This window comes from Halomonas cibimaris, from assembly GCF_055379665.1.
The window spans coordinates 686342-712690 of the sequence record NZ_AP043828.1 but is presented as its reverse complement, the minus strand read 5'-3'; the positions used below and the strand labels follow the sequence as shown (position 1 = coordinate 712690).

Here is a 26349-nt window from a genome sequence, read left to right as displayed (position 1 = left end):
AAGGATGAAACATGAGCGTAAAACGTTTCGTGGGTGCCACAAGCCGCGAGGTCATGCGCCAGGTGCGCGCGGCGCTCGGTGACGATGCGCTGATCGTTGCCAACCGCCGCACCGAGGGCGGTGTGGAAATTCTTGCCATGGCCGACTCGGCGGTGGCCGGCGCGGCACCCGACACGGACACCGCGCCGGCCGCGTCTGAACCGCCCGGCGCTGACTACGCCCGGCTGCACCGCGAGGCTCGGCAGGCCTTGCCCGCAGAGCACAGCGCAGACGCGCCGGGTGCCACGGCCGATGCGATGACTACGATGAGCGCGCGGCTGCTTCAGGAAATGCAGGAGATGCGCACGCTGCTGGCCGGCAGCACGGCCGCCACGGCCTCGCCGGCGGCGCCGAGCTGGCCGGCGCGCCTGCAGCGGCTGCTCAGCGATATCGGCATCAGCGACGAGATGGCCGCCGAGCTTTTGGCCGCACTGCCGCCGGAAACGGCCGCCGAGCCCGACGACAGCGATGCGCCCCTGGCCTGGCTGCGTGAGCAGCTCACGGCGCGGCTGGCCGTGCTGGAAGAAGAGCAGGCTTTTTTTGATCGCCCCGGTATCGTGGCGCTGGTGGGCCCCACCGGGGTGGGCAAGACCACCACCACCGCCAAGCTCGCCGCCCGCTTTGTCATGCGCCACGGCACCGAGCCGGTGGCGCTGGTGACCACCGACAGCTTTCGTATCGGCGCCCACGAGCAGCTGCGCATCTATGCCGGCCTGCTGGATATTCCCATGCACGCGCTGGACGCCGAGCAGTCCATCGATGAGCTGCTTGTGCAGCTGGAAGGCAAGCGCTGGGTCATCATCGACACCGTGGGCATGAGCCAGCGCGACCAGCGCGTGATCGAGCAGATTGCCCAGCTGCAGGGCGGTCACGCAGACGTGCGCATGGCGCTGCTGCTCAACGCCGCCAGCCAGCCTGAAACTCTGGAAGAGGTGGTGTTGCGCTATCGCCAGGCCGCCCGTGCGGCCGGCGCAGCGCTGGACGACTGCGTTATTACCAAACAAGACGAGGCCGGCCGGCTGGGGCCGGTGCTGGATATTACCATGCGCCACGGCCTGCGCGTGCTGTTTGGCTCCCACGGCCAGCGCGTGCCGGAAGACATGGCGCCGGCCAATGCTTCGGCGCTGATATCCCAGGCGCTGGAGAGCGCCGCTGCCCACGGCGCTGACGGCGACAAGGCGCCGCCTGCGCCGCTGCGCCTGCCCCGCTGGTCGCGGGACGTGCTGGGCCAGGGCCGGCGGCTGGCCTCGGTGCTCACGCGGCTGCGTGCCCGGGTGGGCGGTTTTGACGCCCTGGAACAGTGCTGGGATTTGGCGGCGCTGCCGCGCGCGGTGCAGAGCACGCGGCTCGATCGGCTGCTGGCGCACTATCCGCCCGCCGACACGGTGCTGGGCATGCGCTGGTCGCCGCGGCGCAACGAGCGCGGCTGCGACTGGGCGCTGCCGGATATGGGGCTTGACCCCGACGGCGCGGCGCTGGCGCTGCCCTGGCTGCAAAATCGCCGGCCTGCCGGCTGGCAGGCGCGGCTCGCCGAGCTGACCGAGCAGGCAGGCGTTGCGGTGCACCTGCTGCCCGCATTGCCTGACGGGGCCACGCGAGACTGGCTGGAAGACGCCCGCCTGACCTGGGTCAGCCAGGTGAGCGGGGCTCAGCGAGTCTACGACGGCGGGCAACGTTTGACGCTGCGCCAGCTGTTTGCCGACAGCACGCCGACCCATCAGGTCGACGTGCGCTTTCGCGCGCGCCCCATGCAGCTGAAAAACGTCTACGCCGAAGTTACCGACGACAGGGGCACAGCGATGCTCGGGTGGTACGGAGAAGTGTGCGATCCGGAAAGCGCAAAAATCGTGGTGCGTCGCTACTGGCTGACGCCGCGCCGGCTGGGGTCCGAGGCGCTTTCGCTTTTGCTGACCCAGCTGCAGGGGGAAGGGGTTGGGCCGCTGACCCGGCGCGCCTTTCGCCAGCTCAAAGACGACGACGGCGGCGAGGTCACGACCGAGGTGCGCCTGCTCATGGCCAGCGGCGCGGCGGCGGCGGCCCACCATCTGGACGCAGCCGACGACGACGAAGCCGCGGCGCTGCGCCACGACCTGCTGGCGCTTTCGGGGGCTCGCCCGCGCCGGCGCGATACGGCTCTGCTTGATGCCCTGCTTCATGCGCTCATGGCCCGGGATGCCATTCGCCAGCTAAGCAGCGTCAGCCGGGAGGGCGTGGCGTGAGCGCTTCCCCCCGTGATCAGGCCGCCGGGCTGCGCCAATGGGCCAGCCTGCAGCGCCGTCATCAGGCCGACGACAGCGCTCAGGAAGCGCCGCTACCGGCGACCCCGGCCGCGCCGGCCGCCGAAGCGCCGGTGGTTAACGCCCGGCCTGCGCGCCGGCGCACCGTATTGATGGTTGTGGGGCTTCCCGGGCGCGGGCCGCGCTACGTCGAGCGCGTCAAGGCGCGGCTAGGCCAGTGGGCCGCGCTGGGGCGGCGCTGGGCAGGCGCCCCGGACGACTGGGACGTGCGCCTGGTAATGCCCGATGACCCGGCGCTACCCCGCCTGACGCGAGAGCATGCGCGCTGGGCCCTGTGGGTCGAGAGCAACGCGGATGCCTTCACCGACACCTATCGCACCTTGCGCCAGCTGGCCCAAAACGGCGGCCCCCGGCGCCTGCTGGCACTGCACGAGCCGCACTTGCCACGCGCCGGTTTGCTGGATAACTTGCACGATGCAGCGCGTTGCTATGTCGGCGTGAAGCTGCTGATTTTGGCTCAATAAGCGCAAAAAGGCGTTATTTTGTCGCCAGCGCCGCCGGAAAGAAGCCGTCAGGAGAGCGCAATGCAAAGAAGACAAGGCACGGCCATGCTGGTCGCGCTGTTTGTGTTAAGCGTTGGGCTGCCGGCGGCGGCTATAGCCGCTACCGGCAGCTGGGTGGCGGCAGTGCCGGCGACGACGGTGGCCATGAGCGACCGCTCGACGGCCACCCGCCGCGTTGCGCCGCCGGCTGCGGCCCACGCGGACGGCCGCGCCATTGAACGCGTGCAGTGGCGCTTTGCCACGCCGCCCGGTAAAAGCGTTGATGCCTGGCTGTGCCATCCCCGGGGCTGCGTAGCGCTTGCAGGCCGGCGCGGGGCCACCCGGGCGTTTGCCGGCTACCGCGCCGGGGCACCGCTATATTTCCGCTTTCGTTTGCCGCCCGGACAGCCGCCGTTTCAAATCGAGGGCATGCAGCTAATCGTCAGCTTCCGCTGACCCGGCGCGGCAGTAACATGCCGGGATAACGATGACCAGGGGCCGTGAGACGAGACGATGTATACAGCACAAGGCAGATACCAACAGCAGGACCAGCTGGGCGCGTACATGCCGCTGGTCAGGCGCCAGGCGCTCAGCCTTCAGGTCAGGCTGCCGGCCAGCATCGAGCTTGACGATTTGATCCAGGCCGGTACGGTCGGCCTGCTGGAAGCGCTGAGCCGCTTTGATGCCAGCCAGGGTGCCAGCTTCGCCACCTTTGCCAGCCAGCGCATCCGCGGGGCGATGATGGATGAGCTGCGCACCCGGGACTGGCTGCCGCGCAGCGTGCGCCGGGCGTCGCGCTCGGTAGATGAAGCCGTGCGCCGGCTGGAGCAGCGGCTGGGGCGCGCACCCGAGGAAACCGAGATCGCCGGCGAACTCGACATGGCGCTGGCCGACTATCAAAAGCTGCTTCACGACACCAACAACGGCTATCTGCTGCCCTACGAAGAGGTGGTGGCTGACAGCGGCGAGCCCGCCGCCAGCGCGGATGCCGGCCTGCCGTTCAACGCCTTGCTGGACCGGCAGCAGCGTGCCCGGCTCACCGCCGCCATCGACGCACTGCCCGAGCGCGAAAAACTGCTGATGGCGCTTTACTATCAAGAAGAGCTCAACCTCAAGGAGGTGGGGGCGGTGCTCGGCGTTACCGAGTCTCGGGTCTCTCAGCTCCACAGCCAGGCGGTCAGCCGGCTGCGGGCCAAGCTGCACGAATCGGCCCGATCCACAGATATTTAATCCGGCAAGGAGCCGTCGATGAACCCGTCAACGCTGATCGGCATGTTTGCCAGCATCGTACTGCTGGTGAGCGTTTTGTTTTTTACCGCAGAATCCCCCGGGAGCTTTGTCAACCTGCCGGGGCTTGCCATTGTCGTGACCGGCACCCTGGCGGCCACCTTCATCAGCTACCCGCTGCGTGAGGTGGTGCGCGTGGTGCGCCTGGTGGGCGTGGTGTTCCGGCGGGAAAACACCTATGTGCGCGACGACATCAAAGAACTGGTGGACATGTCGCGGCTGTGGTTCAAGGGGGATGTGCGCGCGGTGGAAGAGCAGCTGCAGTATACCCGCAACCCCTTTCTGCGCTCGGGCATTCAGCTGGTGATTGCCAATACCAAGGAAGACGAGATTTTCGACATGCTGCGTTGGCGCATTGCCCGGCTGAAAGCCCGGGAGCACGCCGAGGCGCAGATTTTTCGCACCATGGCCACCTATGCCCCGGCGTTTGGCATGATCGGCACGCTGGTGGGGCTGGTGAACATGCTGGAGGTGATGGACGCCGGGGACCTGGACGTTATCGGCCCGCGTATGGCGGTGGCACTGCTGACCACCTTCTACGGCATTTTGCTGGCCAACCTGATTTTCAAGCCCATTGCCGTCAAGCTTGAGCGGCGCACCGAAGAGCGCTTGATCACCATGAACATGGTGCTGGAGGGCATTTCGCTGATCACCAAGCGCCGCCTGCCGTCGTTTATCGAAGAAACGCTGAACTCCTTTGTGGCCAACTATCACGACGAAATTCGCGATCCCGGAGTGAAAGCACGGAAAAAGGAATAGCGCCATGCTCGACCGGGATACGCGCCGCACGCTTGAGCCGCCGCCCACGGACAGCGGCGACGATGAAAGCTGGCTGACCAGCTATCTGGATGTGCTGACGCTGCTGGTTACGCTGTTTGTGCTGCTGCTGGCGCTGGCGCCGCCCGGCGGCGAGAACAGCCAGCGCCGCGAGCAGGCATCTGCCGGCGTACCGGCGTTTTCGCTGACGGCGCTGGCCACCGGCATCAAGCCCCGACACAGCGGCCTTGAGCCGGCGTTTTCCGGGCTGAGCATCCCCGGCGTTGACGTAAGCCAGGGCCAGGCAAGCGTGACGCTGCGCATCGACGACAGCCTGCTGTTTGCCAGCGGCCGGGCGCGGCTGACCGATCAGGGGCGTGGCGTGGTGGCAAGCCTGGTGGATGTGCTGGCCAGCTTTGACGGCCAGATATCCATTGAAGGTCACACCGATAACGTGCCCATTGCCACGTCGCGCTATCCCTCCAACTGGGAGCTTTCCGCTGCCCGGGCCATTGCGGTGCTGCGCTATCTGCAGGGCCAGGGGCTTGACGCTGAGCACATGCGCGCGGTGGGCTACGCCGCGACCCGGCCGCTGGAAAGCAACGCCACGCCGAAGGGGCGGGCGGCCAACCGCCGCGTAGAGCTGGTGCTGCGCCGGGTCTCAGACGCCGGACGCGCGACGGCAGCGCGCTAGCGCCTGGTTCATGGCGGCGCCGGCGCCGTCGAGCTGGAAAATCATGTACCAGGGCGCCTTTCCCTTTTGCTCAAAGCCTAAAAATAGCTGCTCGCCTTCGCGCATTTCGTCAAACAGCTCACCGGGGTGATGCAGATAGAAGTGCGCGTAGAAACCGTCGTTTTCCGGCTGGGTAAAAAACTCGGCAACCGGGGTGTGCAGGGTTTTATCGTCTACTCGCACCCGCGCCGGCACAAGTGCGGCGGTCTGCTTTTCTCCTTTGAGCGCTACCCGCATCTCCAGCCAGGGCATATCGCAGACGCCGGCTGTGGCGTTCACGCTCAAACTGGCGTCGCTGTAGCTGGCGGTTTCCACGGCGCGAAAGTGCCGCTCCTGAGTATCCGTCGTCTCGCGGGAAAGCGTGGCCGTCTGCCAGTCGCCGTGGGTAGCCACATCGCTTACGTCGAACGCCGCTGCTTGGGCATTGCCGCCAGTGAGCATGCCGGCAATCAGCGCGGCGAAAATCATCATCCGCTTTGTGCGTAGGGCGTACTGCCGGTGCTGTGTCATCGAAGTGTCTGCCTGTGATGGTGGAAACGAAACCTGGGTGCCGGCGGCCAGCTGCCCAAGCCTATAGCGAGGCGTGTCGGAGTAACAGCCAGGCGATTGTTTTGCCGCGTAAAATTGCCTTGATAACTATATGTAGTAACATTTCTGCAATTTTTTGCTCTATATTGATGAAGCTGCGCTTCTGTACTTCCGCACGCCACTACGTATAATGCCGCCGTTTAGTCGTCTTTTTATTCCCCCGAGGGGAAGGAGTTTTGCGTCATGAGTACTGCTGCCAAGGCCGTTAAGTCGTCCAACGATGTGCCGCTGCAGGCCCCCTCGCGGGAAATCTGGGATGCCAAATATCGCCTCAAGGACCGCCACGGCGAGCCGGTGGACGGCGACGTTAACGCCACCTTTGAGCGGGTGGCCCGGGCGCTGGCCGAGGTGGAAGGTGACAAGGCCAAGCAGTGGCTGCCCAAGTTTCGCTGGGCGCTGGAAAACGGTGCGGTGCCCGCCGGGCGGATTTTATCCAATGCCGGCGCAGAAGCCTACAAGCCTGCGGTAAGCCTGATCAACTGCACCGTGTCGCGCACCATCCGCGACTCCATGCGCGATATCCTCGATTCCGTGGTGGACGCGGGCATGACGCTGAAATCCGGCGCCGGCATCGGCTACGACTTCTCTACCCTGCGCCACAAGGGGGCCTTTGTGTTCGGCGCCGGTGCCGGTACCAACGGCCCGCTGGCGTTCATGGATATCTACGACAAGATGTGCTTCACCGTGGCCTCCGCCGGCGGCCGGCGCGGCGCGCAGATGGGCACCTTCGATGTGGGCCATCCGGACGTGCGCGAGTTCATCCAGGCCAAGCGCGAAGCCGGCCGGCTGCGCCAGTTCAACCTCTCGCTTTTGATTACCGATGAGTTCATGGAAGCGGTCAAGCAAAAGGCCGACTGGCCGCTGGCGTTCCCGCTGCACCCGGGTGAGAAAGACGACGTCAGTGAAGATGAGATCATTTACCGTGACTGGCCGGTGATCGAAGACGGCTACACCGTGGATAGTGAGGGCCGCGTGGCCTGCCGCATCGTCGAGGTGATCAAGGCCCGGGAGCTGTGGGACACCATCATGGCCTCCACCTACGACTACGCCGAGCCGGGCTTTATCCTCATCGACCAGGTCAACCGCCTGAACAACAACTGGTTCTGCGAAGATATCCGCGCGACCAATCCGTGCGTTACGGCGGATACGCGGCTGCATACTCAGTTTGGGCAAGTGCCCATTGGCGAGCTGTATCAGCGTGGGGCCGAGCTGCAGGTCAGCGTAGATCGCAGGGCGCTGGAAAACGGCAGCGAAGGCGTGGAGACACGCCCCGCCGTATCGGCTTTTATGACGGCACAACAAGCCGATGTATATCGAGTGACGACTCGTGAAGGCTATGAAATTAAAGCCACGGCTTGGCACGACTTTTATACCCAGCGGGGCAAGATTCCGCTGAAGGACGTCAAGGTCGGCGATCAAATCTGGGTGCAGTCAGGCAAGGGCCAGTTTGGCCCCGAGGGCAACGAGAAGCTGGGCACTTTGCTGGGGCTGATTGCTGGCGACGGCCACTTCACCAACCGCGGCAATGGCAAGGAAGCCGTATGCGTCAACTTTTGGGGCGAAGACCGGCCGCTGGCTGACGTCACGGCGGAATACATTAATGAACTGATCGCCCACTCCGCCCAAAACGGCCGGCAATATCAGGTAGCACCGGTTGCCGTTGCCGAGCGTCAGCACCTGTTTATCCGCTCGGTGATTCTGGCGCGGCTGCTGGAGCACTACGGTTTTACCAGGAGCACCAAGCTCAAGGTGCCGGAAGTGGTTTGGCGGGGCAGCGAAGCGTGCGTTAAAGGATACCTGCGCGGGCTATTTCAGGCCGACGGCACGGTACAGCGCGATGACAAGAACGCCTACTGCACCATTCGTCTGGCCTCCGGTGAGCCCCAGCTGCTTAAAGAGGTACAGATGCTGCTGAGCAACTTCGGTATCTTCTGCCGGATTCTCAAGCGGCGTAACGCCGGCCAGCGGATGCTCCCGGACGGACGCGGCGGTCAGCGTGAATACCAGTGCAAGGCCGACTACGAGCTGCTGATTGGCTCAAGCTCCCGTGATCGCTTTATGCAGGAAATCGGCTTTCTGACCGAGAGTAAAAACGGCAAGTACCAAGAGTGGCAAAGCATGCGCTCAAGCGCTGTCGACACGTCTTATGCGGCAAGCATTGATTCGATTGAATATATCGGTAAAGAAGCGGTCTTTGATACGACCCAAAATGATAAAAACAACCTTATATTCAATGGGTTGGTGACAGGTAATTGCGGTGAACAGCCATTACCGCCAGAAGGCGCATGCCTGCTGGGTTCGGTGAATCTGACGCGCTTTGTGATTGATCCGTTCAGCGACAAGCCGCGCTTTGACTGGAAGCGCTACCGCGAGGTGGTAGCGATCTTTACCCGCATGCTGGATAACGTGGTGGAAATCGCCGGGCTGCCGCTGCCCGAGCAGCAGCGCGAGATCGAAGCCAAGCGCCGCCACGGCATGGGCTTTCTGGGGCTGGGCTCCACCATGACCATGCTCAAGATTCCCTACGGCTCGAAGGAGTCGCTTAAGTTCACCGAAGAGGTGAGCCGGCATCTGGCCATCGAGGGCTGGAAACAGGCGCTTGCGCTTGCAAAAGAAAAGGGCATGGCGCCGGTGCTGGAAGAAGAGCACACGCTGACCCCGCGGATGCTGCGCCAGCGCCCTCAGCTTGCCAAAGACGGCTACGAAGTGGGCGACAAGGTGCCCGGGCGCATTCTGCACGCCCGCTACAGCGCCTATATGGAAAAGATCGCCGAGCGCGACCCTGAGCTGGTGACAGCGCTTGCCGAGCACGGCGCGCGCTTTACCCACCACAGCTCGATTGCACCGACGGGAACGATCTCGCTGTCCATGGGCAACAATGCCTCCAACGGTATTGAGCCGTCGTTCTCGCATCGCTACTACCGCAACGTCATCCAGACCGGCAAGAAAACCAAAGAGCAGGTCGAGGTGGTGTCGTTCGAGCTTGCGGCATACCGCCACTTTATCGCCGCCGACGCCGTGGAAAGTGATCTGCCGGGCTATTTCATCACCGCCGACAGCGTCACTCCCGAGCAGCACGTAGCGGTACAGGCCGCCGCCCAGCAGTGGATCGACTCGGCGATTTCCAAGACGGTGAACGTACCCACGGAGTTCCCCTTCGAGCAGTTTGAAGACCTGTACCTGCAGGCCTACGAAAGCCGGCTGAAGGGCTGCACGACGTTTCGCTTCAACCCCGAGGCGTTTCAGGGCGTGCTGGTGCGCGAGGATGATCTCAAGAGCACCACCTACGAATTCGAGCTGGAAAACGGCGAAACCGTCGAGCTTAACGGCAATGACACGGTGATTTACGATGGCGAGGAACATAACGCCGCCAACCTGTTTGATGCGTTGAAAGAAGGCACGTACGGCAAGTGGTAAGCGCCTCGCGCCCGGGGCCGCCCGGGCGTTATTCCGTGTCCGTCCTTTAGACCTTCTGTTAAGTGGAGACCATCATGGCCGTTGAAATTACCTCAAAAATCGTAGGCTACCGCATCAAGCAGGATGAACCCGCCGCCGCCGAGCCTGAACGCGAAGCGACCCTGCCGGAGGAAAACCCGCTGACCCTGCGCATTGCCTCGCGCCCCGAAGGGACGCTGGAAGCGGTGTCGGAGAAGATCTCCTACGTCGGCGCCGAAGGGCGCAAAAAAGTCTACCTGCTGGTGTCGTTCATGCCGGTGGAAGGCGTGGTCGGCGGTAAGCGCGTGGTCATTGAGCGCCCGGTGGAATTTTTCTTTCCTTCCGGGCAGCTTTCCAGCGAACACCAGTGGATCACCGCCACCATGCGCAGCCTGTCGCTGGCCGCCCGGGGTGGCTATGTGACCCAGGCGGTGGCGGATCTGCGCAAGGTCGCCTGGGACAAGGGGCTGGTGCGCTGCGGCTGGAACCGCTACGGCAAGCCGGTGTTTCACGACTCGGAAGTCTCGGCCATTGCCTGGTCGATCCAGCAAATCCTGTATCGCCGGGGCTTTCTCGACCAGGACGGCAATCAGGTGCCGGTGGAAGCGCTGGTCGAGCGCTACGCTCAGCGCATGGCGCACGGCCCCGCCTTTCAGCCCGAGGAAGAAGACGCCAGCGCGCCCGAAACCGGCACGGTTGAGCCGATTGGCGGCGATGCTGCGGCGCCGGCGGCCGGCCCGGCGGTGGTCGGCCACTGCCCGGAATGTCGCGGTGAGCTGATCATGATGGACGGCTGCCCGACCTGCTATGCCGGCTGCGGCTGGTCCAAGTGTGGCTGATGAGGTTGCCACCCGTGTGATCAAAGCGTGGGGGGTGGCGAGTATGGTCATGGCGGCGCTGCCGCTGCGCGCCGATACCCTGTGGCTGAAAAACGGTGACCGTGTCACCGGAGAAGTGGTGGAAAAAACCGCATCGCACGTGCGTATCAAGACCGACTACGCCGGTGAAATCGCAGTCGCTGCGGGCCGCGTCGAACGCGTGGCGCTGGAGGCGCCGCCCGAGCCCGAGCCCGAGCCCAAGCCGGCGCCTGCCCGCGCTGCAACGTCGTCGATTGATCGTCCGTTCACGGCTACCGGCGGTATTGATGTGGCCTTTGAATATGAGCACAGTGCCGCCGACACTCAAGAGCTTGAGCTGGATGTGCGCCAGCGTATCGAAGCCGGCCGGTGGCGCCATACCTGGCGCGCCGGCTATCACCGTGAATACCGCGACGGCAAGCGGCGCAAGAACGACTGGCGTCTGTCCTACGCTCCGGAACGGTTTTTTACCTCGCAGCGTTTCTGGCAGGGGCGGGTGAGCACCTACCGCGACTGGAACGAGGCCCTTGAGCGGCGCTTCTCGCTTGGCCTGGGGCCGGGCTATCAGCTGTGGGACAACGAGCGCGGCGCGTTTTCGCTCTCGGCCCTTTTAACCCGCAACCGCTATGAATATGCCCGCCGGCACAATGAGACGTTCCACTCCGGGGTGTTGCAGTGGCAGTTCAACCGCTATCTGTGGAATCAGCTTTTTGAGGTGTACGCCAACGGCCGCGCGGGTCAGGCGTTGTCCAGCAGCACCAGCTTTTTGCTGGCGAGTAAAACCGGCCTGCGCTATCCGCTGACCGACTGGGCCTCGCTGCAGCTGTCGGTAGAAACCGACTGGGTGAAAAACAGCGTGGAAGACCTCAACGATACTACCTACAACCTGGGGCTGGGGCTGAACTGGTAGCGCAATGAGCCGTCCGGATCAATGAGCGGGCGCTGGCTGAGTGCGCGATGGCGTGCCGCCAGGCCGTCAAACAGGGTGTGGCGCAGCCAGCGATGGCCGGCATCGGCCTGGTGGCGCTCGTGCCATACCAGCCAGTAGGCAAAGGAAGGCACCGCAAGGGGCAGCCTTCGCACGGCCAGCGGCCAGTGGTCGGCCACGCTTGCCGCCAGGCATCCCGGCACGCACAGCAAAAGATCGCTGCCCACGGTGGTGGAAAACGCCGCCAGAAAGTGTGGCTGACGCAGGCTGACCCGGCGTTTTTGGCCTTGCCGCGCCAGCGCTAAATCGACCGCCCCGCGGTCATCCCCACCCATGCTGATCAGCTGATGGTCGGCGCGCAAAAACGCCTCCAGCGTCAGCTCCTGCCGGCTGTCCTGAGCCAGCGGATGATCCCGGCGCATCACACAGACAAACGCATCGCGGCCCACCTCCCGGCCGTGGACGCTGGCCGGCACCCGTTCGCCGGGTACGCACAGGGCAAGCTCCGGGCCGCTTTCGGCGAGCTGCTGCTCGATGTCTTCGCTGCCGTTTTGTATTTCCAGACGCAGGTGCGGCGCCTGGCGTTTCAGCCGCTGCCACTGGGGGGAAAGAAAGGCGTGCATGCCGTAGTCGGTCGTGGCGATGTGGAAACGCCGGGTAGTGCTTGCCGGATCAAACGCCGGCGGTGCCAGCAAAGCGCCGAGTTCCTCCAGCAGCCTGGCCAGCGGCGGCCCCAGGGCCTGAGCTCTGGCAGTGGGGCGCAGGCCGCGGTGCGTGCGTACAAAAAGCGGGTCGTCGAAGGCCTGACGCAGCCGTGACAGCGTGCGCGATACCGCCGGCTGGCTAAGGTTCAGCCGCTGGGCCGCGCGGGTGACGCTGCGCGAATCGAGCAGGGCGTGCAGCGTCACCAGCGCGTTCAGGTCATGGCGGGCCAGCTCCGAGAGTTGCATGGCAAACCTCCCTTGGGGTCATGGAAAACAGCTTCAAGGCGTATGATATCAGCATTATGCATAATGCTTTTAAGCATCTTGCATTGGCGTGATACGGGACGAAAGGCATACAGTGTGAGCATTCGCGCCGCCTCTCGGCGGCGCTTGGCCACATAACTCGACAGGAGCTCGCTATGCAAAGCCGCTACTACACCATTCACGAGCATCCCCAGGGCCTGCCGTCCAAAGACCTGTTTGCGCTGGAAACCCGCGAGCTTGCCCCGCTTGAAGACGGCGAAATTCGCGTGCGCAACGCCTGGCTGTCGGTGGACCCCTACATGCGCGGCCGCATGGACGGCGTGACCACCTACATCGAGCCGTTCACCCTGGGCGAGCCGCTGGAAGGCGCCGCCGTGGGCGAGGTGATTGAATCCCGCGATGGGCGCTTCAAGCAGGGCGACAAGGTGCGCCACATGGCCGGCTGGCGCGATGTGGCCCAGCTGCCGGCGGATCAGGCCGAGCCGCTGCCCGAGTTTGATGTGCCCGAGCAGGCCTATCTGGGCGTGCTGGGCATGCCCGGCACCACCGCCTGGGTGGGGCTTAACGTGATCGCCAACATGCAAAAGGGCGACAACGTGCTGGTGAGCGCGGCCGGCGGCGCGGTGGGCTCGCTGGCCGTACAGCTGGCCAAGGCCAACGGCGGCACCGTGGTGGGCATTGCCGGCGATCCCAAAAAGCTTGAGTGGCTTGAGTCTCAGGGCGTGACGGCGGTGAGCTACCGGGGTAAAAGTGCCGCCGAGCTGAGTGCGGCGCTAAAAGACGCCTGCCCTGAAGGCTTTGACGTCTACTATGAAAACGTCGGCGGCGACTGCTTGGAAGCCGCGCTCAACAACCTGCGCGTGGGGGCTCGCATCGCCGTGTGCGGCATGATCGCCCGCTACAACGACGACGCGCCCGCCGCCGGGCCCGGCAACCTGGCGATGATCCTGATCCGCCGGGCGCGGATGCAGGGCTTTATCGTCTTCGACCACTGGGAACACCACACCGACTTTATCAACGAGTTCGGCCCCCGAGTGGCCAGCGGCGAGATCGACTATCAGGAAACCGTCCACGAAGGGCTTGAAAGCCTGCCTGACGCCTTTCTCGGCCTGTTTTCCGGCAGCAATCAGGGCAAAATGCTGGTCAAGCTGTAACGTCTCTTTTCCCTTGCTCATTGTGTATAAGGATGCTCCATGGCACACGAAACGCTACTTCAACCGGTTAACCTTGGCAGCTTGACGCTGCCCAACCGTATCCTCATGGCGCCGCTGACCCGGGCGCGCACGCCGGATAGCGTCCCCGGCGCGCTGCAGCAGACCTACTACGGCCAGCGCGCCGGCGCGGGGCTCATTATCAGCGAGGCCACCAATATTTCCCCCACCGCGCGGGGCTATGTGTATACCCCGGGCATCTGGACCGACGAGCAGGAAGCCGGCTGGAAAGGCGTTGTGGATGCGGTGCACGCCAAGGGCGGACGCATGGCGCTGCAGCTGTGGCACGTAGGGCGCGTTTCCCACGAGATGGTGCAGCCCGACGGCCAGCCGCCGGTCGCGCCCAGCGCGCTGAAAGGGGAAGGTGCCCAGTGCTTTGTGGAGTTTGACGACGGCAGCGCCGGGCGCCATCCCACCAGCACGCCTCGGGCCCTTGAAACGGAAGAAATCGCCGAGGTCGTGGACGACTACCGTCAAGCGGCGGTGCGTGCCAAGCGCGCCGGCTTTGACATGATTGAGGTGCACGCCGCCAACGCCTATCTGCTCAACCAGTTTCTCGCCACCGGCAGCAACCAGCGCACCGACCGCTACGGCGGCTCGCTTGAAAACCGCGCGCGTTTTCCGCTGGAAGTCGTGGACGCGGTGATGGAGGTATTCGGCGCTGACCGCGTGGGCGTGCGCCTGTCGCCGTTTATCGAAATCTTCGGCCTGACCGACGACGAGCCCGAGGCCATGGCGTTTTATCTCGCCGGCCAGCTGAGCGAGCGCGGCATTGCCTATCTGCACATCAACGAGCCCAACTGGGCGGGTGGCGACATTACCCTGACCGACGATTTCCGTCGCGGCCTGCGCGAGCGCTTCACCGGCAGCCTGATCTTCTGCGGCTTTTACGATGCCGAGCGCTCTGAGCGCATTATCGACGCGGGCATCGCTGATGCGGTGGCCATTGGCCGGTCGTACATCGCCAACCCCGACCTGGTCGAGCGCTTCCGTCAGGGGGCCGCGCTCAACGAGCCCGATCCCGACACCTTTTACGGCGGCAGCGCCGAAGGCTACACCGACTATCCTTTCATGACCGACCTTTCATGACCGACTAGCGGCCCTTGACCACTGGCCTTATCGGCCAGTGGTTTCGAGCTGGCGCCCGCTATGCCGGCGCCTTTGGCAATAGCGCCCTGCGGGGCGCTATTTTTTTGCCGTCGATTTTTTCGCCCGCTCAAGCATCGGCGCGAGAAAGCGCCCGGTGTGGGAGGCTTCGACGGTGGCAACGTGCTCGGGCGTGCCTTCGGCGATGATGTGCCCGCCGCCGGAGCCGCCTTCGGGGCCCAGATCGACCAGCCAGTCGGCGGTCTTGATCACGTCCAGGTTGTGCTCGATCACCAGCACCGTGTTGCCGTGGTCGCGCAGGCGGTGGAGCACCACCAAAAGCTGGCGGATATCCTCGAAGTGCAGCCCGGTGGTGGGCTCGTCGAGGATGTACAGAGTCTGGCCGGTGTCGCGCTTGGCCAGTTCCCGGGCGAGCTTGACCCGCTGGGCCTCGCCGCCGGACAGCGTGGTCGCGCTTTGCCCCAGCTTGATGTAGGACAGCCCCACGTCCAGAAGCGTCTGCAGCCGCCGGGCGATGGCCGGCACCGGGCTGAAAAACGCCAGCGCCTCCTCCACGGTCATCTGCAGCACTTCGTCGATGGTCTTGCCCTTGTAGTGGATGTCCAGGGTTTCGCGGTTGTAGCGCTTGCCCTTGCACACGTCGCAGGGCACGTAGATGTCGGGCAGAAAGTGCATTTCCACCTTGATCATGCCCTCGCCCTGGCAGGCCTCGCAGCGCCCGCCCTTGACGTTGAACGAGAAGCGCCCGGGCTTGTAGCCGCGCGAGCGCGCTTCCTGTGTGCCGGCAAACAGCTCGCGGATGGGGGTGAAAATGCCGGTGTAGGTGGCCGGGTTGGAGCGCGGCGTGCGCCCGATGGGGCTCTGGTCGATGTCGATGACCTTGTCCAGCTGATCGAGTCCGTCGAGTGACTTGTACGGCGCCGGCGTCAGCGTGGTGGCGCGGTTTAAATCCCGGGCGGCGATGGGCATCAGCGTGCCGTTGATCAGCGTCGACTTGCCCGAGCCCGACACGCCGGTCACACAGACAAAACAGCCCAGCGGAAGCGTCAGCGTCACGTTTTGCAGGTTGTTGCCGGTAGCACCCTCAAGCACCAGCTGCTTTTCCGGATTGCCGGGAATGCGGTGGGGCGGCACGGCAATTTCGCGCTCGCCGCGCAGGTACTCGCCGGTGAGCGAGCCCTGGGTGTGCATGACCTCTTCCGGCGTGCCCTGGGCGACGATCTCACCGCCGTGAACGCCGGCGCCGGGGCCGATATCCAGCACGTGGTCGGCTTGGCGAATGGCGTCTTCGTCGTGCTCCACCACGATCACGGTGTTGCCCAGGTCCCGCAGCCGCTCAAGAGTCTTGAGCAGGCGGTCGTTGTCGCGCTGGTGCAGCCCGATGGAGGGCTCGTCGAGGATATACATCACCCCCACAAGCCCCGCGCCGATCTGGCTGGCCAGCCGGATGCGCTGGGCCTCGCCGCCGGAGAGCGTGTCGGCGCTGCGCTCAAGGTTTAAGTAGTCGAGCCCCACGTTGACCAGAAACTCCAGCCTAGAGTGAATCTCGGTGACGATCTTGGCGGCAATCTCGCCGCGCCGGCCGGAGAGTTCAAGGGTCGAGAAGTATGCCTGGGACTGGCCGATGGGCATGCGCACCACGTCGGCAATGGTGTAGTCGTCGACGAAGACGTGGCGCGCTTCCCGGCGCAGCCGGGTGCCGTGGCAGCGGGTGCAGGCGCTTGAGGTGACGTAGCGCGAAAGCTCCTCGCGCAGCATGGTGGATTCGGTTTCGTGAAAGCGACGCTTGAGGTTGGGCAATACGCCTTCAAACGGATGCTCCCGGGTCACTTTGCGCCCGCGGTCGTTGGCGTAGGCAAAGGGCACCGGCTCGCGCCCGGTGCCGTTGAGCACGATGTTGCGGTGCCTGTCGCTCAGTTCCTGCCAGGGCGTTTCCAGGGCAAAGCCGTAGTGGTCGGCAAGGGATTTCAGCTGGGTAAAATAGTAGACGTTGCGCCGGTCCCAGCCCTTGATCACACCCTCAGCCAGCGACAGCTCCGGGTGGCTGATCAGTTTGGCAGGGTCGAAGTACTGCTGCACCCCGAGCCCGTCGCAGCCGCTGCAGGCGCCGGCGGGGTTGTTGAACGAAAACATCCGCGGCTCAAGCTCGGCCAGCGAGTAGCCGCACTCGGGGCAGGCAAAACGCGAGGAAAACGCCAGGTCTTCGGCGTCGCCGTCCATGTAATGGATCATCGCCGTGCCGTCGGCCAGGGTCAGCGCGGTCTCGAACGATTCCGCCAGCCGCTGGGCGATATCGTCGCGCACCTTGAAGCGGTCGACCACCACGCTGATGTCGTGCTTTTTGCGCTTGTCCAGCGGGGCGATGTCGTCAAGCTCCAGCACCTGGCCGTCGATGAGTACCCGCACAAAGCCTTGGGCGCGCAGCTCGGCCAAAAGCTGCAGGTGCTCGCCCTTGCGGCCCTTGATCACCGGAGCCAGCAGCATCAGCTTGGTGCCGGTTTCCAGGTTCATCACCTGGTCGACCATCTGGGAGACGGTCTGGGCCTCGAGGTCGGCACCGTGCTCGGGGCAGCGCGGCGTGCCGGCGCGGGCGAACAGCAGGCGCAGGTAGTCGTAGATCTCGGTAATGGTGCCCACGGTTGAGCGTGGGTTGTGCGAGGTGGATTTCTGCTCGATGGAAATCGCCGGCGAGAGCCCTTCGATATGGTCGATATCGGGCTTTTCCATCATCGACAGAAACTGGCGCGCGTAGGTGGAAAGCGACTCCACGTAGCGCCGCTGGCCCTCGGCGTAGAGGGTGTCAAAGGCCAGCGACGACTTGCCCGAGCCGGAAAGCCCGGTGACCACGATGAGCTTGTCCCGGGGCAGGGTCACGTCGATTTCCTTGAGGTTATGGGTGCGGGCGCCCCTGACCTGAATGCTTTCCATTACGACCTCATTACGCGCGGCAAAGGCGCCAGTATACGGTTTGCCGCGGCGTCTGGGCAAAGCGCGCAGCGATGTGGCGCCGCCGGCGTTTTCACTGGCCGTCAAGCGCGCTAGAATAAAACGCCTCCCCGCTCTTTTCAGCGCTGCCCGGGCGTGTGCCTCAGGCGCGTTTTCCTAACGTTGAGACTCTATGGCCAAGGTTTCTGCACTGCTGCTGCCTGCTGAGCGCCGCGCTATCAGCGGCCTTGCCGGGCTTTATGCCTCGCGTATGCTGGGGCTTTTCATGGTGCTGCCGGTGCTGGCGCTGTATGCCGACGAGCTGGCCGGTGCTACACCGCTTTTGGTGGGCGTGGCGCTGGGCGTCTACGGGCTGACCCAGGCCTGCCTGCAGATTCCCTTCGGGCTTTTATCCGATCGTTTCGGGCGCAAGCGTATAATCGCTGCGGGGCTTGTGCTGTTTGCGCTGGGTAGCATGGTGGCGGCGCTGGCCGACTCCATCACCGGCATTATTGCCGGGCGCGCGCTGCAGGGCAGCGGCGCGGTGGCAGCGGCGATCATGGCGCTTCTGGCCGATCAGACCCGCGAGCAGGTACGCACCGCCGCGATGGCCACCATCGGGCTGTCCATCGGCGTGGCCTTTGCCGTGGCCATGGCGCTGGGGCCCTGGCTTGCCGCCGTGACCGGGCTTGCCGGCGTGTTCTGGTTTACCACGGCGATGACCGCGGTGGGGCTGGCGGTGCTTTGGCGCTGGGTGCCGGCCGCGCCGCGCCGGGTCAAGCACAGGGACGTGGGGATGGACCGCGGCCAGCTGGGCCGCGTGCTGACCCGGCCCGATCTGTGGCGCATTGATCTGTCGATTTTCGCTTTGCACCTGACGCTGATGGCGAGCTTTGTGGCGGTGCCGCTGCGGCTGGTGGAGGCGGGTATCGACAAATCGTGGCACGGCCTTGCCTACCTTTTGATTATGGGCGGGGCCTTTGTGCTGATGATTCCGCTGGTGATCGTGGCGGAAAAAAAGCAGCTGACAAAGCCGGTTTGCCTGCTGGCCATTGCCACGGTTGCGCTGAGCCTGGCCGGGTTGGGCCTGCCGCTGTCTCACGGCGCGGGGCTTTTTGTGCTGCTGCTTGCGTTTTTCACCGGCTTCAATTTGCTTGAGGCGACGCTGCCGTCCATGCTCAGCAAGCTCGCACCGGCCGGCGCCAAGGGTACGGCCATGGGTGTGTATTCCACCAGCCAGTTTCTGGGCGCGTTTCTGGGCGGAACCCTGGGCGGCTGGCTGTCCAGTGCCTTTGGGCTCAACGCCGTATTTTTAGGCTGCGCGGCGCTGGCGCTGGCCTGGTGGGGTATCATGTGGTCACTGCCCAAGCCCCCGCCGCTGGCAAGCGAGGTGGTGGCACTGGACGGCGCCTCGGCCGCTACCCAAAAGGCGCTGCTGGAGCGCCTGGCCCGGGTTGCCGGCGTGGAAGACGTTATGCTTGTGCCCGAAGAGCAGGTGGCCTACCTCAAGGTGAACCGCCAAACGCTCGACCAGGCGGCGCTTTCCCGGCTGCTGCCGGCGGCGGCTACGCATTCCCCTGATGCCGGCGATGCCGGCTGACACCTTTACGGACGCATCAAGGAGTATTTGATGGCTCGCGGTATCAATAAAGTCATTCTTATCGGCAATCTCGGCCAGGATCCCGAGGTGCGTTTTGCGCCTTCGGGCACGGCGGTGGCCAATCTCAACGTGGCGACCACGGATACGTGGATGGACCGTGCCAGCGGCCAGCGCCAGGAGCGTACCGAGTGGCATCGTATTGTGCTGTTCAATAAAACGGCGGAAATTGCCCAGCAGTACCTGCGCAAGGGCTCCAAGGTCTACATTGAAGGGCGGCTGCAAACCCGCAAGTGGCAGGATCAAAATGGCCAGGACCGCTACTCCACCGAGGTAGTGTGTAACGACATGCAGATGCTGGACTCCCGCGGCGGCGGTGGCGGCGGCGACTACCAGGGCGGCTATGCGCAGCAGGGCGGCTATCCGGGCGGCCAGCCGTCCCAGCAGCCTCGCCAGCAGCCGGCGCAGCAGCCGCAGGGCTATCCCGGCCAGCCGTCTCAGCAGCCTGCCCCTCAGCAGCCGCCACAGCAGGGCCAGCCCGGGCAGCAGGGCGGCGGCAGCTACGGCGCACCCAGCCCGGATAGCTTCGACGATTTCGACGACGAAATTCCGTTCTAGATCATGGCAACTGTAATTTGTAACGATTAAAAATTAAGGTGATCCATAAAGCCCCGCGAAGCGGGGTTTTTTTATTTTCGGGTGAAAAACGTAGAGAAAAGGTTCGCCATCACAAATGTAGTGGCATAGTGAATTTGGCCAGCTGGTTTTGACAGTCTGCCCAAGGCCCCTACGCTGCACAGCGATGTAGCGGCCGGAAAACCCGGCCACTACAGAGTACAAAACCGGAATTTTAACAATGATTTAAGGGCTTGTAACATACATACATGTTCGTATGTATGCAAGCAGAAGGCGCTGGCAGGAGGAACCCAAGAGATTTCATGAAAACCCTGGCCACTACTTTTCGGAACCATACACCTGGCGGCCACAAGCAAGCGTCCGAGCGCAAAAAAGCCCCGTTTTGACGGGGCTTTTGCGTATAAAAACAACTGGCGAGGCGCTTTCAATACAGGTGCACGGCTTTGAAGCGGGCAAGCGTCGCGTCGTTGGCGCCGGTCAGGGTCAGCGTTTTGCCGCTGATGTCCCAGCCGCTGGCCTGGTTGAGCGCATCGAGAAACGCGCGCTCCACTCCCTGGCTATCCGGGCAGGCCATCATGGTGGTGGCCAGCTGGGCAAAGCGGAGCTGGCGTTTCTCGCTTAGGCTGTAGTTACCCATCAGCTGGTTGCAGCCGGTGGCACCGGCGACGCGCTGCCCTTCGCTGTGCAGGACAAAATGCGCTTCGCGCTGGTTATCCTGGGCGGTGACCGGCGGGCCGTTTTCCAGCGCGGCCAGTTTCCAGTAGGTGTCGGTCAGTGCTACGTCCGGCGTTTTATCGGCGGCCGGCTGCTCGCCGGTGTGGCTGCTTGCGCAGCCGGTCAGAGCAAGGGCCAGCCCCAAAAGCATGGAGCCGCCTGCGGTTTTTATCGTGCGCTGCATGTTGTTTCTCGCATTCGTCAGGGTAAGTCGATGTGCCGTAGCAGTGGCACGCGCAATCAGCGTGCCGGGCTTATAGCGTGCCAAGCTGATAGCGTGTCAGGTTTATGTGAATGCAGCAAAAGCGGCCGGCGCTTTGCCCGCTTTTGGATTAAAACGCCGGCAGGGCCGGGTGCTGCGCGGCGTCTGCGGCGGCGTCGTTATCCCGAGGCAGGGTGAAGCGCGCCACGATCTGGTTGAGGCGGTCGGCCTCGCTTTGCAGCTGCTGGGCCGCTGTGCTTGCCTGCTGCACCATGGTGGCGTTTTGCTGGGTCGTCTGCTCCATGTCGCTGATCGCTGTGTTGATCTCCTGGATGCCGCTGCGCTGCTCTCGGGTGGCGACGTCGATTTCTTCCATTAGCGCGGTGACGCGCCTGACCGAGGCAATGATATCGTTCATGGTATCGCCGGCCAAATCGGCCTGCTCGGCGCCGGCTTCTACCTGCTGGGCGGTGGTGTCGATCAGCTTGTGGATATCGGTAGCGGCGCTGGCGCTGCGGGTGGCGAGCTGGCGCACTTCACTGGCGACGACGGCAAAGCCGCGGCCGTGCTCGCCGGCGCGGGCGGCTTCTACCGAGGCGTTGAGCGCAAGAATGTTGGTTTGAAACGCGATGGAGTCGATCAGCGTGATGATGTCGGTAATCTGGCGTGAGCTTTGGCGAATTTCTTGCATACGCTCGACTACGCTTTGCACCACGTGACTGCCGTTTTCTGCCTTGTCGGCGGTTTCCTCCGCTACGCGATTGGCCTGAGAGGCATTGTCGCTGCTGCGCTCCATGGTTGAGGTCATTTCTTCAATGCTGGAGGCCGTCTGGGTCAGCGAGGCCGATTGACGCTCGGTGCGGGCGGACAGGTCCTGGTTGCCTTGGGCAATATGGCTGGCGCTGTCATAGACCTCGCTGCTGCTGTCGCGCACGGTGGTGACGGTATTGAGCAGCGCCTGCTGCATGTGGTCGAGCGCGGCGTACAGCTGGCCGATCTCATTGCTGCCGCGACTTTCCAGGCGGTGGGAAAGATCGCCCTCAGCCATGATGTCGAACTGCTGAATCAAGCGTTTGATAGGACGAATCAGGTTCGCACCGACCCCCCAATAGATCAGCGCGGTCACTGCCAGTGCGAAGACGAACACCGCAATAATGATCGCGGTGGCAAAGTCGACCACGGTATCAAAGCGCTCCAGGCGCGCGCCGCCCTGCTCTTCTACGGTACGAAAAAAGCGCGCGGCATCCTGATAAAAGGCGTCGTAGGCGCGCCGGGAGCCCTCGCGGCCGCTGCGATACGCCGCCAGCTCGCCCTGTGCCAAAGCGTTTAGCTGCGGCTGCAGGTGGGCATCCCGCAGGCGCACGAAACTGTCTTTAAGCGCTGTAATCAGCGCTGAGTGCTGCTCGGCGGCCGGCAGGTCAACAAATTCGGTAAAGAGGGCGCTGGCCTGATCCAGCGTTTCATCAAGCTCGGCGACTTGCTGGCGCCTGGCGGCTGCGCCGGGGCTGTTCTGTTCAACGCGATCGACGTAAAGATCGGCAAGATCCAGACGAATGTTTTGCAGTGCGGAATTGAGGCGATTGAGCGCTGACTGCTGGCTAACGTTGACCTGGGTCAGCTGCCGGATGCTTTGGCGGCTGTGGTCGACGGCGTAGAGGCCGGCACCGCTTAGCACCAGCATCATTGCCAGAAACGTCAGCAGGACCAGCGTCCAGCTCATGCGCATGGTGAGATTGTCCCAGAGTTTCATTCGCTTTGTTCTCCGATAGCAGGACAGATAAACAAGGTGAAGCAAGCAATAATGGGCTCTTCGTCGTTGGGTGTGGAATTCGCCCCCTGAGCTGGGCCAGGATATGACCTCCACATGGACAGGAGGTATGGCATGGACGGCACCCAGATTCTGACCCTCGGCTTGGGCCTGGAAGCACCTTGGGTTCTCAAGGACCAGCACCTGGATACCGCCGTCTCGCCCCACCGCCTGGACCTCTACGTCGAGGCCGAGCGGGGCAGCCTCTACCCCTGCCCTGAGTGCGGCAAGGCCTGCCCGGCCCATGACTTCGCCGACAAGACGTGGCGGCATCTGAACTTCTTCCAGCACCACTGTTACCTGCATGCGCGGGTGCCTCGCACCAAGTGCCCCGAGCATGGCGTCAAGCGCATCGAGGTGCCCTGGGCCCGCCCTGGCAGCGACTTCACCCTGCTGTTTGAGCAGGCGGCCATGTCGCTGGTCAAGGAGATGCCGGTGCTGGCCGTCTCCCGGCAACTGGAGATCTCGGACAAGCGCCTGTGGCGCATCGTGCACCACTACGTGGGGCGCATGCTGGGTGAGTTGGATCTGTCCAGCGTGGCCACTGTCGGCGTGGACGAAACGGCCTCCCGGCGCGGCCAGCGCTACGTCACGGTGTTCCTCGACATGCAGCGCAAGCAGGAGCCGGTGCTCTTCGCCGTCCCGGGCCATGGCAAGGCCGCCATCAAGGCCTTCAGCGCCTTCCTGGCGGCGCATGGCGGTGACCCGGACAACGTGGTCGAGGTGGTCTGCGACATGTCTCAGGCGTTCCTCAGCGGCGTGGCCGAGCACCTGCCCAACGCCGAAGTGACGGTCGACTGGTTCCACATCGTGCAGACCTTCACCAAGGCGCTGGACGAGGTCCGCAAGAAGGAACGCCGTGAGAAGGGGCATCCCAAAGCCCTCCGGTGGGCGGTCTTGAAGAACCTGGATAACGGCAATATGACGGCCAAGCAGGTCGCTGCCCTCCAGGAGCTGGTAGCCGATCAGGGGGCCACCGGCGATGCCTGGGTGATCAAGGAAAAGCTGCGCTGGATCCAGAAGGCGCCGACGCCGCGTGCCGCCCGGTGGCGCATCACGAACTACCTCAAGGTCATGCGGGAGGCCGTCACCGGCCAGGCACTGCTCAAGCCGATGGCGAAGGCCCTGACGACGCTGGAGCGACATGCCGAGCAGGTGGTGAGGCGCTGGATATCGGGACTGACCAACGCGCGGCTGGAAGGCATGAACGGACTCTTCCAGGCGGCCAAGTCACGCGCACGTGGTTACCGGAACGAGGCCAACTTCATCGCGATGATCTACCTGATCGGCAGCCCGGTGGGCCGCCTGCTGGATCAGGCCAAATCCACATGAAACGACGAAGAACCCAATAATGCCGTGAACAGGGCGTATTCACGGCATCATTTTCGGCATTATCCACTTTTTTCCCTGCCGACGCTTGCGTCAGGGCAAGAGACAGCGCATCAGGCTTTTCCGGCTAGCGACCAAGGTCGAAAAGAGGCGTGCTGCCCTTTTTATCCAAAGGCGCGTAAAACCCTTTCCTGACGCCCGGCGGGGGAAGGGAGGGGATATAAGCGCGGTGCCCGATGGGCACCTCGGGCTTTAATGATTGCCATGTTACATAACTTGAGATAGCTTGTAAGAATGACGGTTGATCGTGCCTACAAATACCGATTCTATCCGACGCCCGAGCAGGAAGTCCTGCTGGCGCGGACGTTCGGGTGCGTGCGATACGTCTGGAATGCAGTGCTGCGGTATCGCACCGATGCGTTCTATCAGCGTCAGGAAACGGTCAGCTACAACGATGCCAGTGCCTTCCTGACCCGAATGAAGAAGGCGCCGGAGACGGCTTTCCTGTCGGAAGTCAGCTCGGTGCCGCTGCAACAATGCCTGCGGCATCAGCAGGCTGCTTTCAAGAACTTCTTTTCCGGGAAGGCCCGGTACCCACGCTTCAAGAGCAAGCACCATCGCCAGTCGGCAACATTTGCCAGCTCGGCGTTCAAGTACCGCGACGGCCGGATTTTTCTTGCCAAGTGCAAGGAGCCGCTGGCGATTCGGTGGAGCCGCGAGCTTCCCGCCACGCCCAGCACCGTCGTCGTTTCCAAGGATGTCGCGGGTCGATACTTCATCAGTTGCCTATGCCAGGAGGAAGCGAAACCTCTGGCCGTGGTGCCAAAAATGATCGGTATCGACCTCGGCCTGAAAGACCTGTTTGTGACCAGCGACGGGCATCGAATCGGCAATCCCCGCCACACGGCAAAGTACGCGGCCAGACTGGCCAGGGCACAAAGACGGCTGAGCAAGAAAGCGCCTGGCTCGGCGAATCGTGCCAAAGCCCGCCGGAAAGTCGCCCGACTTCACGCCAAAATATCCGATTGCCGGAAGGACAACTTGCACAAGCTGTCCCGCCAGATCGTCAACGAGAACCAAGTGATCTGCGTCGAAAGCCTGTCGGTCAAGAACATGGTCAAAAACCGCTCGCTGGCCAGGTCGATCAGCGATGCCGGCTGGGGCGAATTCGTGCGCCAGCTAACATACAAATCACTCTGGGCAGGTCGGCAGTTGGTTCAGATCGACCGCTGGTATCCGTCGAGCAAACGCTGCTCTGACTGCGGCCATGTCATGGACAACATGCCCCTGCATATCCGCGCCTGGTGTTGCCCGGAGTGTTCCTCGCACCATGACCGCGACATCAACGCCGCGGTCAACATTAAAGCCGCCGGGCTGGCGGTGTTAGCCCTTGGAGAGAATGTAAGTGGCACAGGGCACGCCCCTGCGTCCGATTCTCGATGAAGTGGGAATCCTCTTCCTGATGCGCTAAAGCGCGAAGGGAGGGGAGCAGTCAAGACGCGGCCGCGCCATGGTAAAGCACAATAAGACGACCCATACCAATGTCGCCACAACGAACCGCACGACGCGCCCGGCCCAGGGGCCGGGGAAGAACATATCCGCTAACACAGGAAAGCTGCCATGGCTCGCTTTGCTGCTAACCTCAGCATGCTGTTTACCGAGGTGGAGTTCCTCGACCGCTTCCAGGCCGCCGCCAAGGCCGGCTTCAAGGGCGTGGAGTACCTTTTCCCCTACGACTTCGAAGCGTCCGAGATCAAAAAGCGTCTCGACGACAACGGCCTGGAGCAGGTGCTGTTTAACCTGCCGGCGGGCGACTGGGCCGGCGGCGAGCGCGGCATCGGCTGTCACCCGGACCGCGTGGACGAGTTTCGCGACGGCGTGGATCAGGCCATCGAATACGCCAGGGTTTTGGGCAACGCTCAGCTTAACTGCCTGGCCGGCAAGCAGCCGGAAGGCGTAAGCGACGAAGAGGCGCGCAAGACGCTGATCGACAACCTGCGTTTTGCCGCGGACAAGCTCAAGGCCGAAGGGATTTTGCTGATCGCCGAGCCGATCAACACCCGCGACATCCCGGGGTTTTTCCTCAACCGCACCGAGCAGGCGCTTTCGCTGTTTGACGCGGTGGGCAGCGATAATCTTAAACTGCAGTACGACATCTACCACATGCAGATTATGGAAGGCGACATTGCGCCGACCATCGAAAAGCACCTCAAGCGCATTGCCCACGTGCAGCTGGCTGACACCCCGGGCCGCCACGAGCCGGGCACCGGTGAAATCAACTATCCTTTTCTCTTCAGCCACCTTGACCGCTTGGGCTATAGCGGCTGGATCGGCTGCGAGTACAAGCCCGCCGCCGGCACCCAGGAAGGGCTGGACTGGCTTGACAGCGTGCGCTGATCCGTCAACGCCCGGTGCATGCTGCAACACGCTGTTTGGCGACACGCTATTTGG

At 63.6% G+C, this 26349-nt stretch carries 21 protein-coding genes; 16 read left to right on the top strand and 5 right to left on the bottom strand.

What is annotated here, in order from left to right; translation table 11 throughout:
* Positions 1-11 precede the first annotated feature (11 nt).
* From flhF to ACZ415_RS03220, 6 genes are read left to right on the top strand one after another with little or no spacing between them, the layout of a single operon-like run.
* Entirely contained in the window at positions 12-2258 is a 2247-nt protein-coding gene (gene flhF / locus ACZ415_RS03245; RefSeq protein ID WP_344703778.1) for a flagellar biosynthesis protein FlhF, read from the top strand.
* Positions 2255-2800 carry a hypothetical protein gene (locus tag ACZ415_RS03240; protein WP_344703776.1) on the top strand — a complete coding sequence of 182 codons (546 nt, stop codon included), beginning with the start codon at positions 2255-2257 and terminating at the stop codon, positions 2798-2800. The genes flhF and ACZ415_RS03240 overlap by 4 nt, the downstream gene beginning before the upstream one ends.
* 60 nt (positions 2801-2860) lie before the next feature.
* Positions 2861-3274 carry a flagellar protein FlhE gene (locus ACZ415_RS03235; protein WP_344703774.1) on the top strand — a complete coding sequence of 138 codons (414 nt, stop codon included), beginning with the start codon at positions 2861-2863 and terminating at the stop codon, positions 3272-3274.
* Positions 3275-3331: 57 nt separating this feature from the next.
* Entirely contained in the window at positions 3332-4048 is a 717-nt protein-coding gene (locus ACZ415_RS03230; protein WP_344703772.1) for an RNA polymerase sigma factor FliA, read from the top strand.
* Positions 4049-4066: 18 nt separating this feature from the next.
* On the top strand, positions 4067-4864 hold the full coding sequence (locus tag ACZ415_RS03225; protein ID WP_344703770.1) for a motility protein A: 798 nt from the start codon (positions 4067-4069) through the stop codon (positions 4862-4864).
* Between the two features lie 4 nt (positions 4865-4868).
* Positions 4869-5555: an OmpA/MotB family protein gene (locus tag ACZ415_RS03220; RefSeq protein ID WP_344703768.1), complete on the top strand. Its 687-nt coding sequence runs from the start codon at positions 4869-4871 to the stop codon at positions 5553-5555.
* Here ACZ415_RS03220 and ACZ415_RS03215 read toward each other — a convergent pair.
* Positions 5523-6065, bottom strand: coding sequence for a hypothetical protein (locus tag ACZ415_RS03215; RefSeq protein WP_344703766.1), 543 nt, complete (start codon positions 6063-6065; stop codon positions 5523-5525). The two genes, ACZ415_RS03220 and ACZ415_RS03215, sit on opposite strands and share 33 nt — an antisense overlap.
* 300 nt (positions 6066-6365) lie before the next feature.
* Between ACZ415_RS03215 and ACZ415_RS03210 the strand changes: the two genes are divergently transcribed.
* The 3 genes from ACZ415_RS03210 (at position 6366) to ACZ415_RS03200 (ending at position 11384) form a co-directional block, all read left to right on the top strand.
* The gene (locus ACZ415_RS03210; RefSeq protein ID WP_344703764.1) at positions 6366-9599 is read left to right on the top strand and encodes an LAGLIDADG family homing endonuclease; all 3234 of its coding nucleotides are present in this window, start codon (positions 6366-6368) and stop codon (positions 9597-9599) included.
* A 74-nt stretch (positions 9600-9673) separates the two neighbouring features.
* Positions 9674-10456 carry a ribonucleoside-diphosphate reductase gene (locus ACZ415_RS03205; RefSeq protein ID WP_344703762.1) on the top strand — a complete coding sequence of 261 codons (783 nt, stop codon included), beginning with the start codon at positions 9674-9676 and terminating at the stop codon, positions 10454-10456.
* A gap of 16 nt (positions 10457-10472) precedes the next feature.
* Positions 10473-11384, top strand: a complete 912-nt coding sequence (locus tag ACZ415_RS03200) for a DUF481 domain-containing protein (protein ID WP_344703760.1) — start codon at positions 10473-10475, stop codon at positions 11382-11384.
* On the opposite strand, the gene ACZ415_RS03195 is transcribed toward ACZ415_RS03200, so the two are convergent.
* A complete protein-coding gene (locus ACZ415_RS03195; protein WP_344703758.1) occupies positions 11354-12352 on the bottom strand; it encodes a LysR family transcriptional regulator in 999 nt (332 codons plus the stop codon). The two genes, ACZ415_RS03200 and ACZ415_RS03195, sit on opposite strands and share 31 nt — an antisense overlap.
* A 173-nt stretch (positions 12353-12525) precedes the next feature.
* On the opposite strand from ACZ415_RS03195, the gene ACZ415_RS03190 reads away from it, so the two are divergent.
* Together ACZ415_RS03190 and ACZ415_RS03185 are read left to right on the top strand one after the other, a co-directional pair.
* Positions 12526-13524: an NADP-dependent oxidoreductase gene (locus ACZ415_RS03190; protein ID WP_344703756.1), complete on the top strand. Its 999-nt coding sequence runs from the start codon at positions 12526-12528 to the stop codon at positions 13522-13524.
* A 39-nt stretch (positions 13525-13563) separates the two neighbouring features.
* Entirely contained in the window at positions 13564-14670 is a 1107-nt protein-coding gene (locus ACZ415_RS03185) for an alkene reductase (RefSeq protein ID WP_344703754.1), read from the top strand.
* Between the two features lie 96 nt (positions 14671-14766).
* On the opposite strand, the gene uvrA is transcribed toward ACZ415_RS03185, so the two are convergent.
* Positions 14767-17616 carry an excinuclease ABC subunit UvrA gene (gene uvrA / locus ACZ415_RS03180; protein WP_344703752.1) on the bottom strand — a complete coding sequence of 950 codons (2850 nt, stop codon included), beginning with the start codon at positions 17614-17616 and terminating at the stop codon, positions 14767-14769.
* 190 nt (positions 17617-17806) lie between these two features.
* Between uvrA and ACZ415_RS03175 the strand changes: the two genes are divergently transcribed.
* On the top strand, positions 17807-19213 hold the full coding sequence (locus tag ACZ415_RS03175) for an MFS transporter (RefSeq protein WP_344703750.1): 1407 nt from the start codon (positions 17807-17809) through the stop codon (positions 19211-19213).
* Positions 19214-19243: 30 nt separating this feature from the next.
* Positions 19244-19828: a single-stranded DNA-binding protein gene (gene ssb / locus ACZ415_RS03170; protein ID WP_344703748.1), complete on the top strand. Its 585-nt coding sequence runs from the start codon at positions 19244-19246 to the stop codon at positions 19826-19828.
* A 442-nt stretch (positions 19829-20270) separates the two neighbouring features.
* Here ssb and ACZ415_RS03165 read toward each other — a convergent pair whose 3' ends face one another.
* A complete protein-coding gene (locus tag ACZ415_RS03165) occupies positions 20271-20744 on the bottom strand; it encodes an META domain-containing protein (protein WP_344703746.1) in 474 nt (157 codons plus the stop codon).
* A gap of 148 nt (positions 20745-20892) precedes the next feature.
* Positions 20893-22512, bottom strand: coding sequence for a methyl-accepting chemotaxis protein (locus ACZ415_RS03160; RefSeq protein WP_344703744.1), 1620 nt, complete (start codon positions 22510-22512; stop codon positions 20893-20895).
* Positions 22513-22644: 132 nt separating this feature from the next.
* On the opposite strand from ACZ415_RS03160, the gene ACZ415_RS03155 reads away from it, so the two are divergent.
* The 3 genes from ACZ415_RS03155 (at position 22645) to hyi (ending at position 26295) form a co-directional block, all read left to right on the top strand.
* Positions 22645-23901, top strand: a complete 1257-nt coding sequence (locus ACZ415_RS03155) for an ISL3 family transposase (RefSeq protein WP_464387777.1) — start codon at positions 22645-22647, stop codon at positions 23899-23901.
* A gap of 291 nt (positions 23902-24192) precedes the next feature.
* Positions 24193-25341, top strand: coding sequence for an RNA-guided endonuclease InsQ/TnpB family protein (locus tag ACZ415_RS03150; protein WP_344702017.1), 1149 nt, complete (start codon positions 24193-24195; stop codon positions 25339-25341).
* 177 nt (positions 25342-25518) lie between these two features.
* Positions 25519-26295 (top strand): hydroxypyruvate isomerase, encoded by a 777-nt coding sequence (gene hyi / locus ACZ415_RS03145; protein ID WP_344702015.1) that lies wholly within the window; start codon positions 25519-25521, stop codon positions 26293-26295.
* Positions 26296-26349 lie beyond the last annotated feature (54 nt).

Coding starts and splice junctions, on each gene's coding strand:
- ACZ415_RS03220 (WP_344703768.1), top strand. CDS start 4,869: ATGCTCGACCGGGATACGCGCCGCACGCTTGAGCCGCCGCCCACGGAC.
- ACZ415_RS03190 (WP_344703756.1), top strand. CDS start 12,526: ATGCAAAGCCGCTACTACACCATTCACGAGCATCCCCAGGGCCTGCCG.
- ACZ415_RS03195 (WP_344703758.1), bottom strand. CDS start 12,352: ATGCAACTCTCGGAGCTGGCCCGCCATGACCTGAACGCGCTGGTGACG.
- ACZ415_RS03230 (WP_344703772.1), top strand. CDS start 3,332: ATGTATACAGCACAAGGCAGATACCAACAGCAGGACCAGCTGGGCGCG.
- ACZ415_RS03235 (WP_344703774.1), top strand. CDS start 2,861: ATGCAAAGAAGACAAGGCACGGCCATGCTGGTCGCGCTGTTTGTGTTA.
- ssb (WP_344703748.1), top strand. CDS start 19,244: ATGGCTCGCGGTATCAATAAAGTCATTCTTATCGGCAATCTCGGCCAG.
- ACZ415_RS03210 (WP_344703764.1), top strand. CDS start 6,366: ATGAGTACTGCTGCCAAGGCCGTTAAGTCGTCCAACGATGTGCCGCTG.
- hyi (WP_344702015.1), top strand. CDS start 25,519: ATGGCTCGCTTTGCTGCTAACCTCAGCATGCTGTTTACCGAGGTGGAG.
- ACZ415_RS03205 (WP_344703762.1), top strand. CDS start 9,674: ATGGCCGTTGAAATTACCTCAAAAATCGTAGGCTACCGCATCAAGCAG.
- ACZ415_RS03150 (WP_344702017.1), top strand. CDS start 24,193: ATGACGGTTGATCGTGCCTACAAATACCGATTCTATCCGACGCCCGAG.
- flhF (WP_344703778.1), top strand. CDS start 12: ATGAGCGTAAAACGTTTCGTGGGTGCCACAAGCCGCGAGGTCATGCGC.
- ACZ415_RS03160 (WP_344703744.1), bottom strand. CDS start 22,512: ATGAAACTCTGGGACAATCTCACCATGCGCATGAGCTGGACGCTGGTC.
- ACZ415_RS03185 (WP_344703754.1), top strand. CDS start 13,564: ATGGCACACGAAACGCTACTTCAACCGGTTAACCTTGGCAGCTTGACG.
- ACZ415_RS03225 (WP_344703770.1), top strand. CDS start 4,067: ATGAACCCGTCAACGCTGATCGGCATGTTTGCCAGCATCGTACTGCTG.
- uvrA (WP_344703752.1), bottom strand. CDS start 17,616: ATGGAAAGCATTCAGGTCAGGGGCGCCCGCACCCATAACCTCAAGGAA.
- ACZ415_RS03155 (WP_464387777.1), top strand. CDS start 22,645: ATGGACGGCACCCAGATTCTGACCCTCGGCTTGGGCCTGGAAGCACCT.
- ACZ415_RS03165 (WP_344703746.1), bottom strand. CDS start 20,744: ATGCAGCGCACGATAAAAACCGCAGGCGGCTCCATGCTTTTGGGGCTG.
- ACZ415_RS03175 (WP_344703750.1), top strand. CDS start 17,807: ATGGCCAAGGTTTCTGCACTGCTGCTGCCTGCTGAGCGCCGCGCTATC.
- ACZ415_RS03215 (WP_344703766.1), bottom strand. CDS start 6,065: ATGATGATTTTCGCCGCGCTGATTGCCGGCATGCTCACTGGCGGCAAT.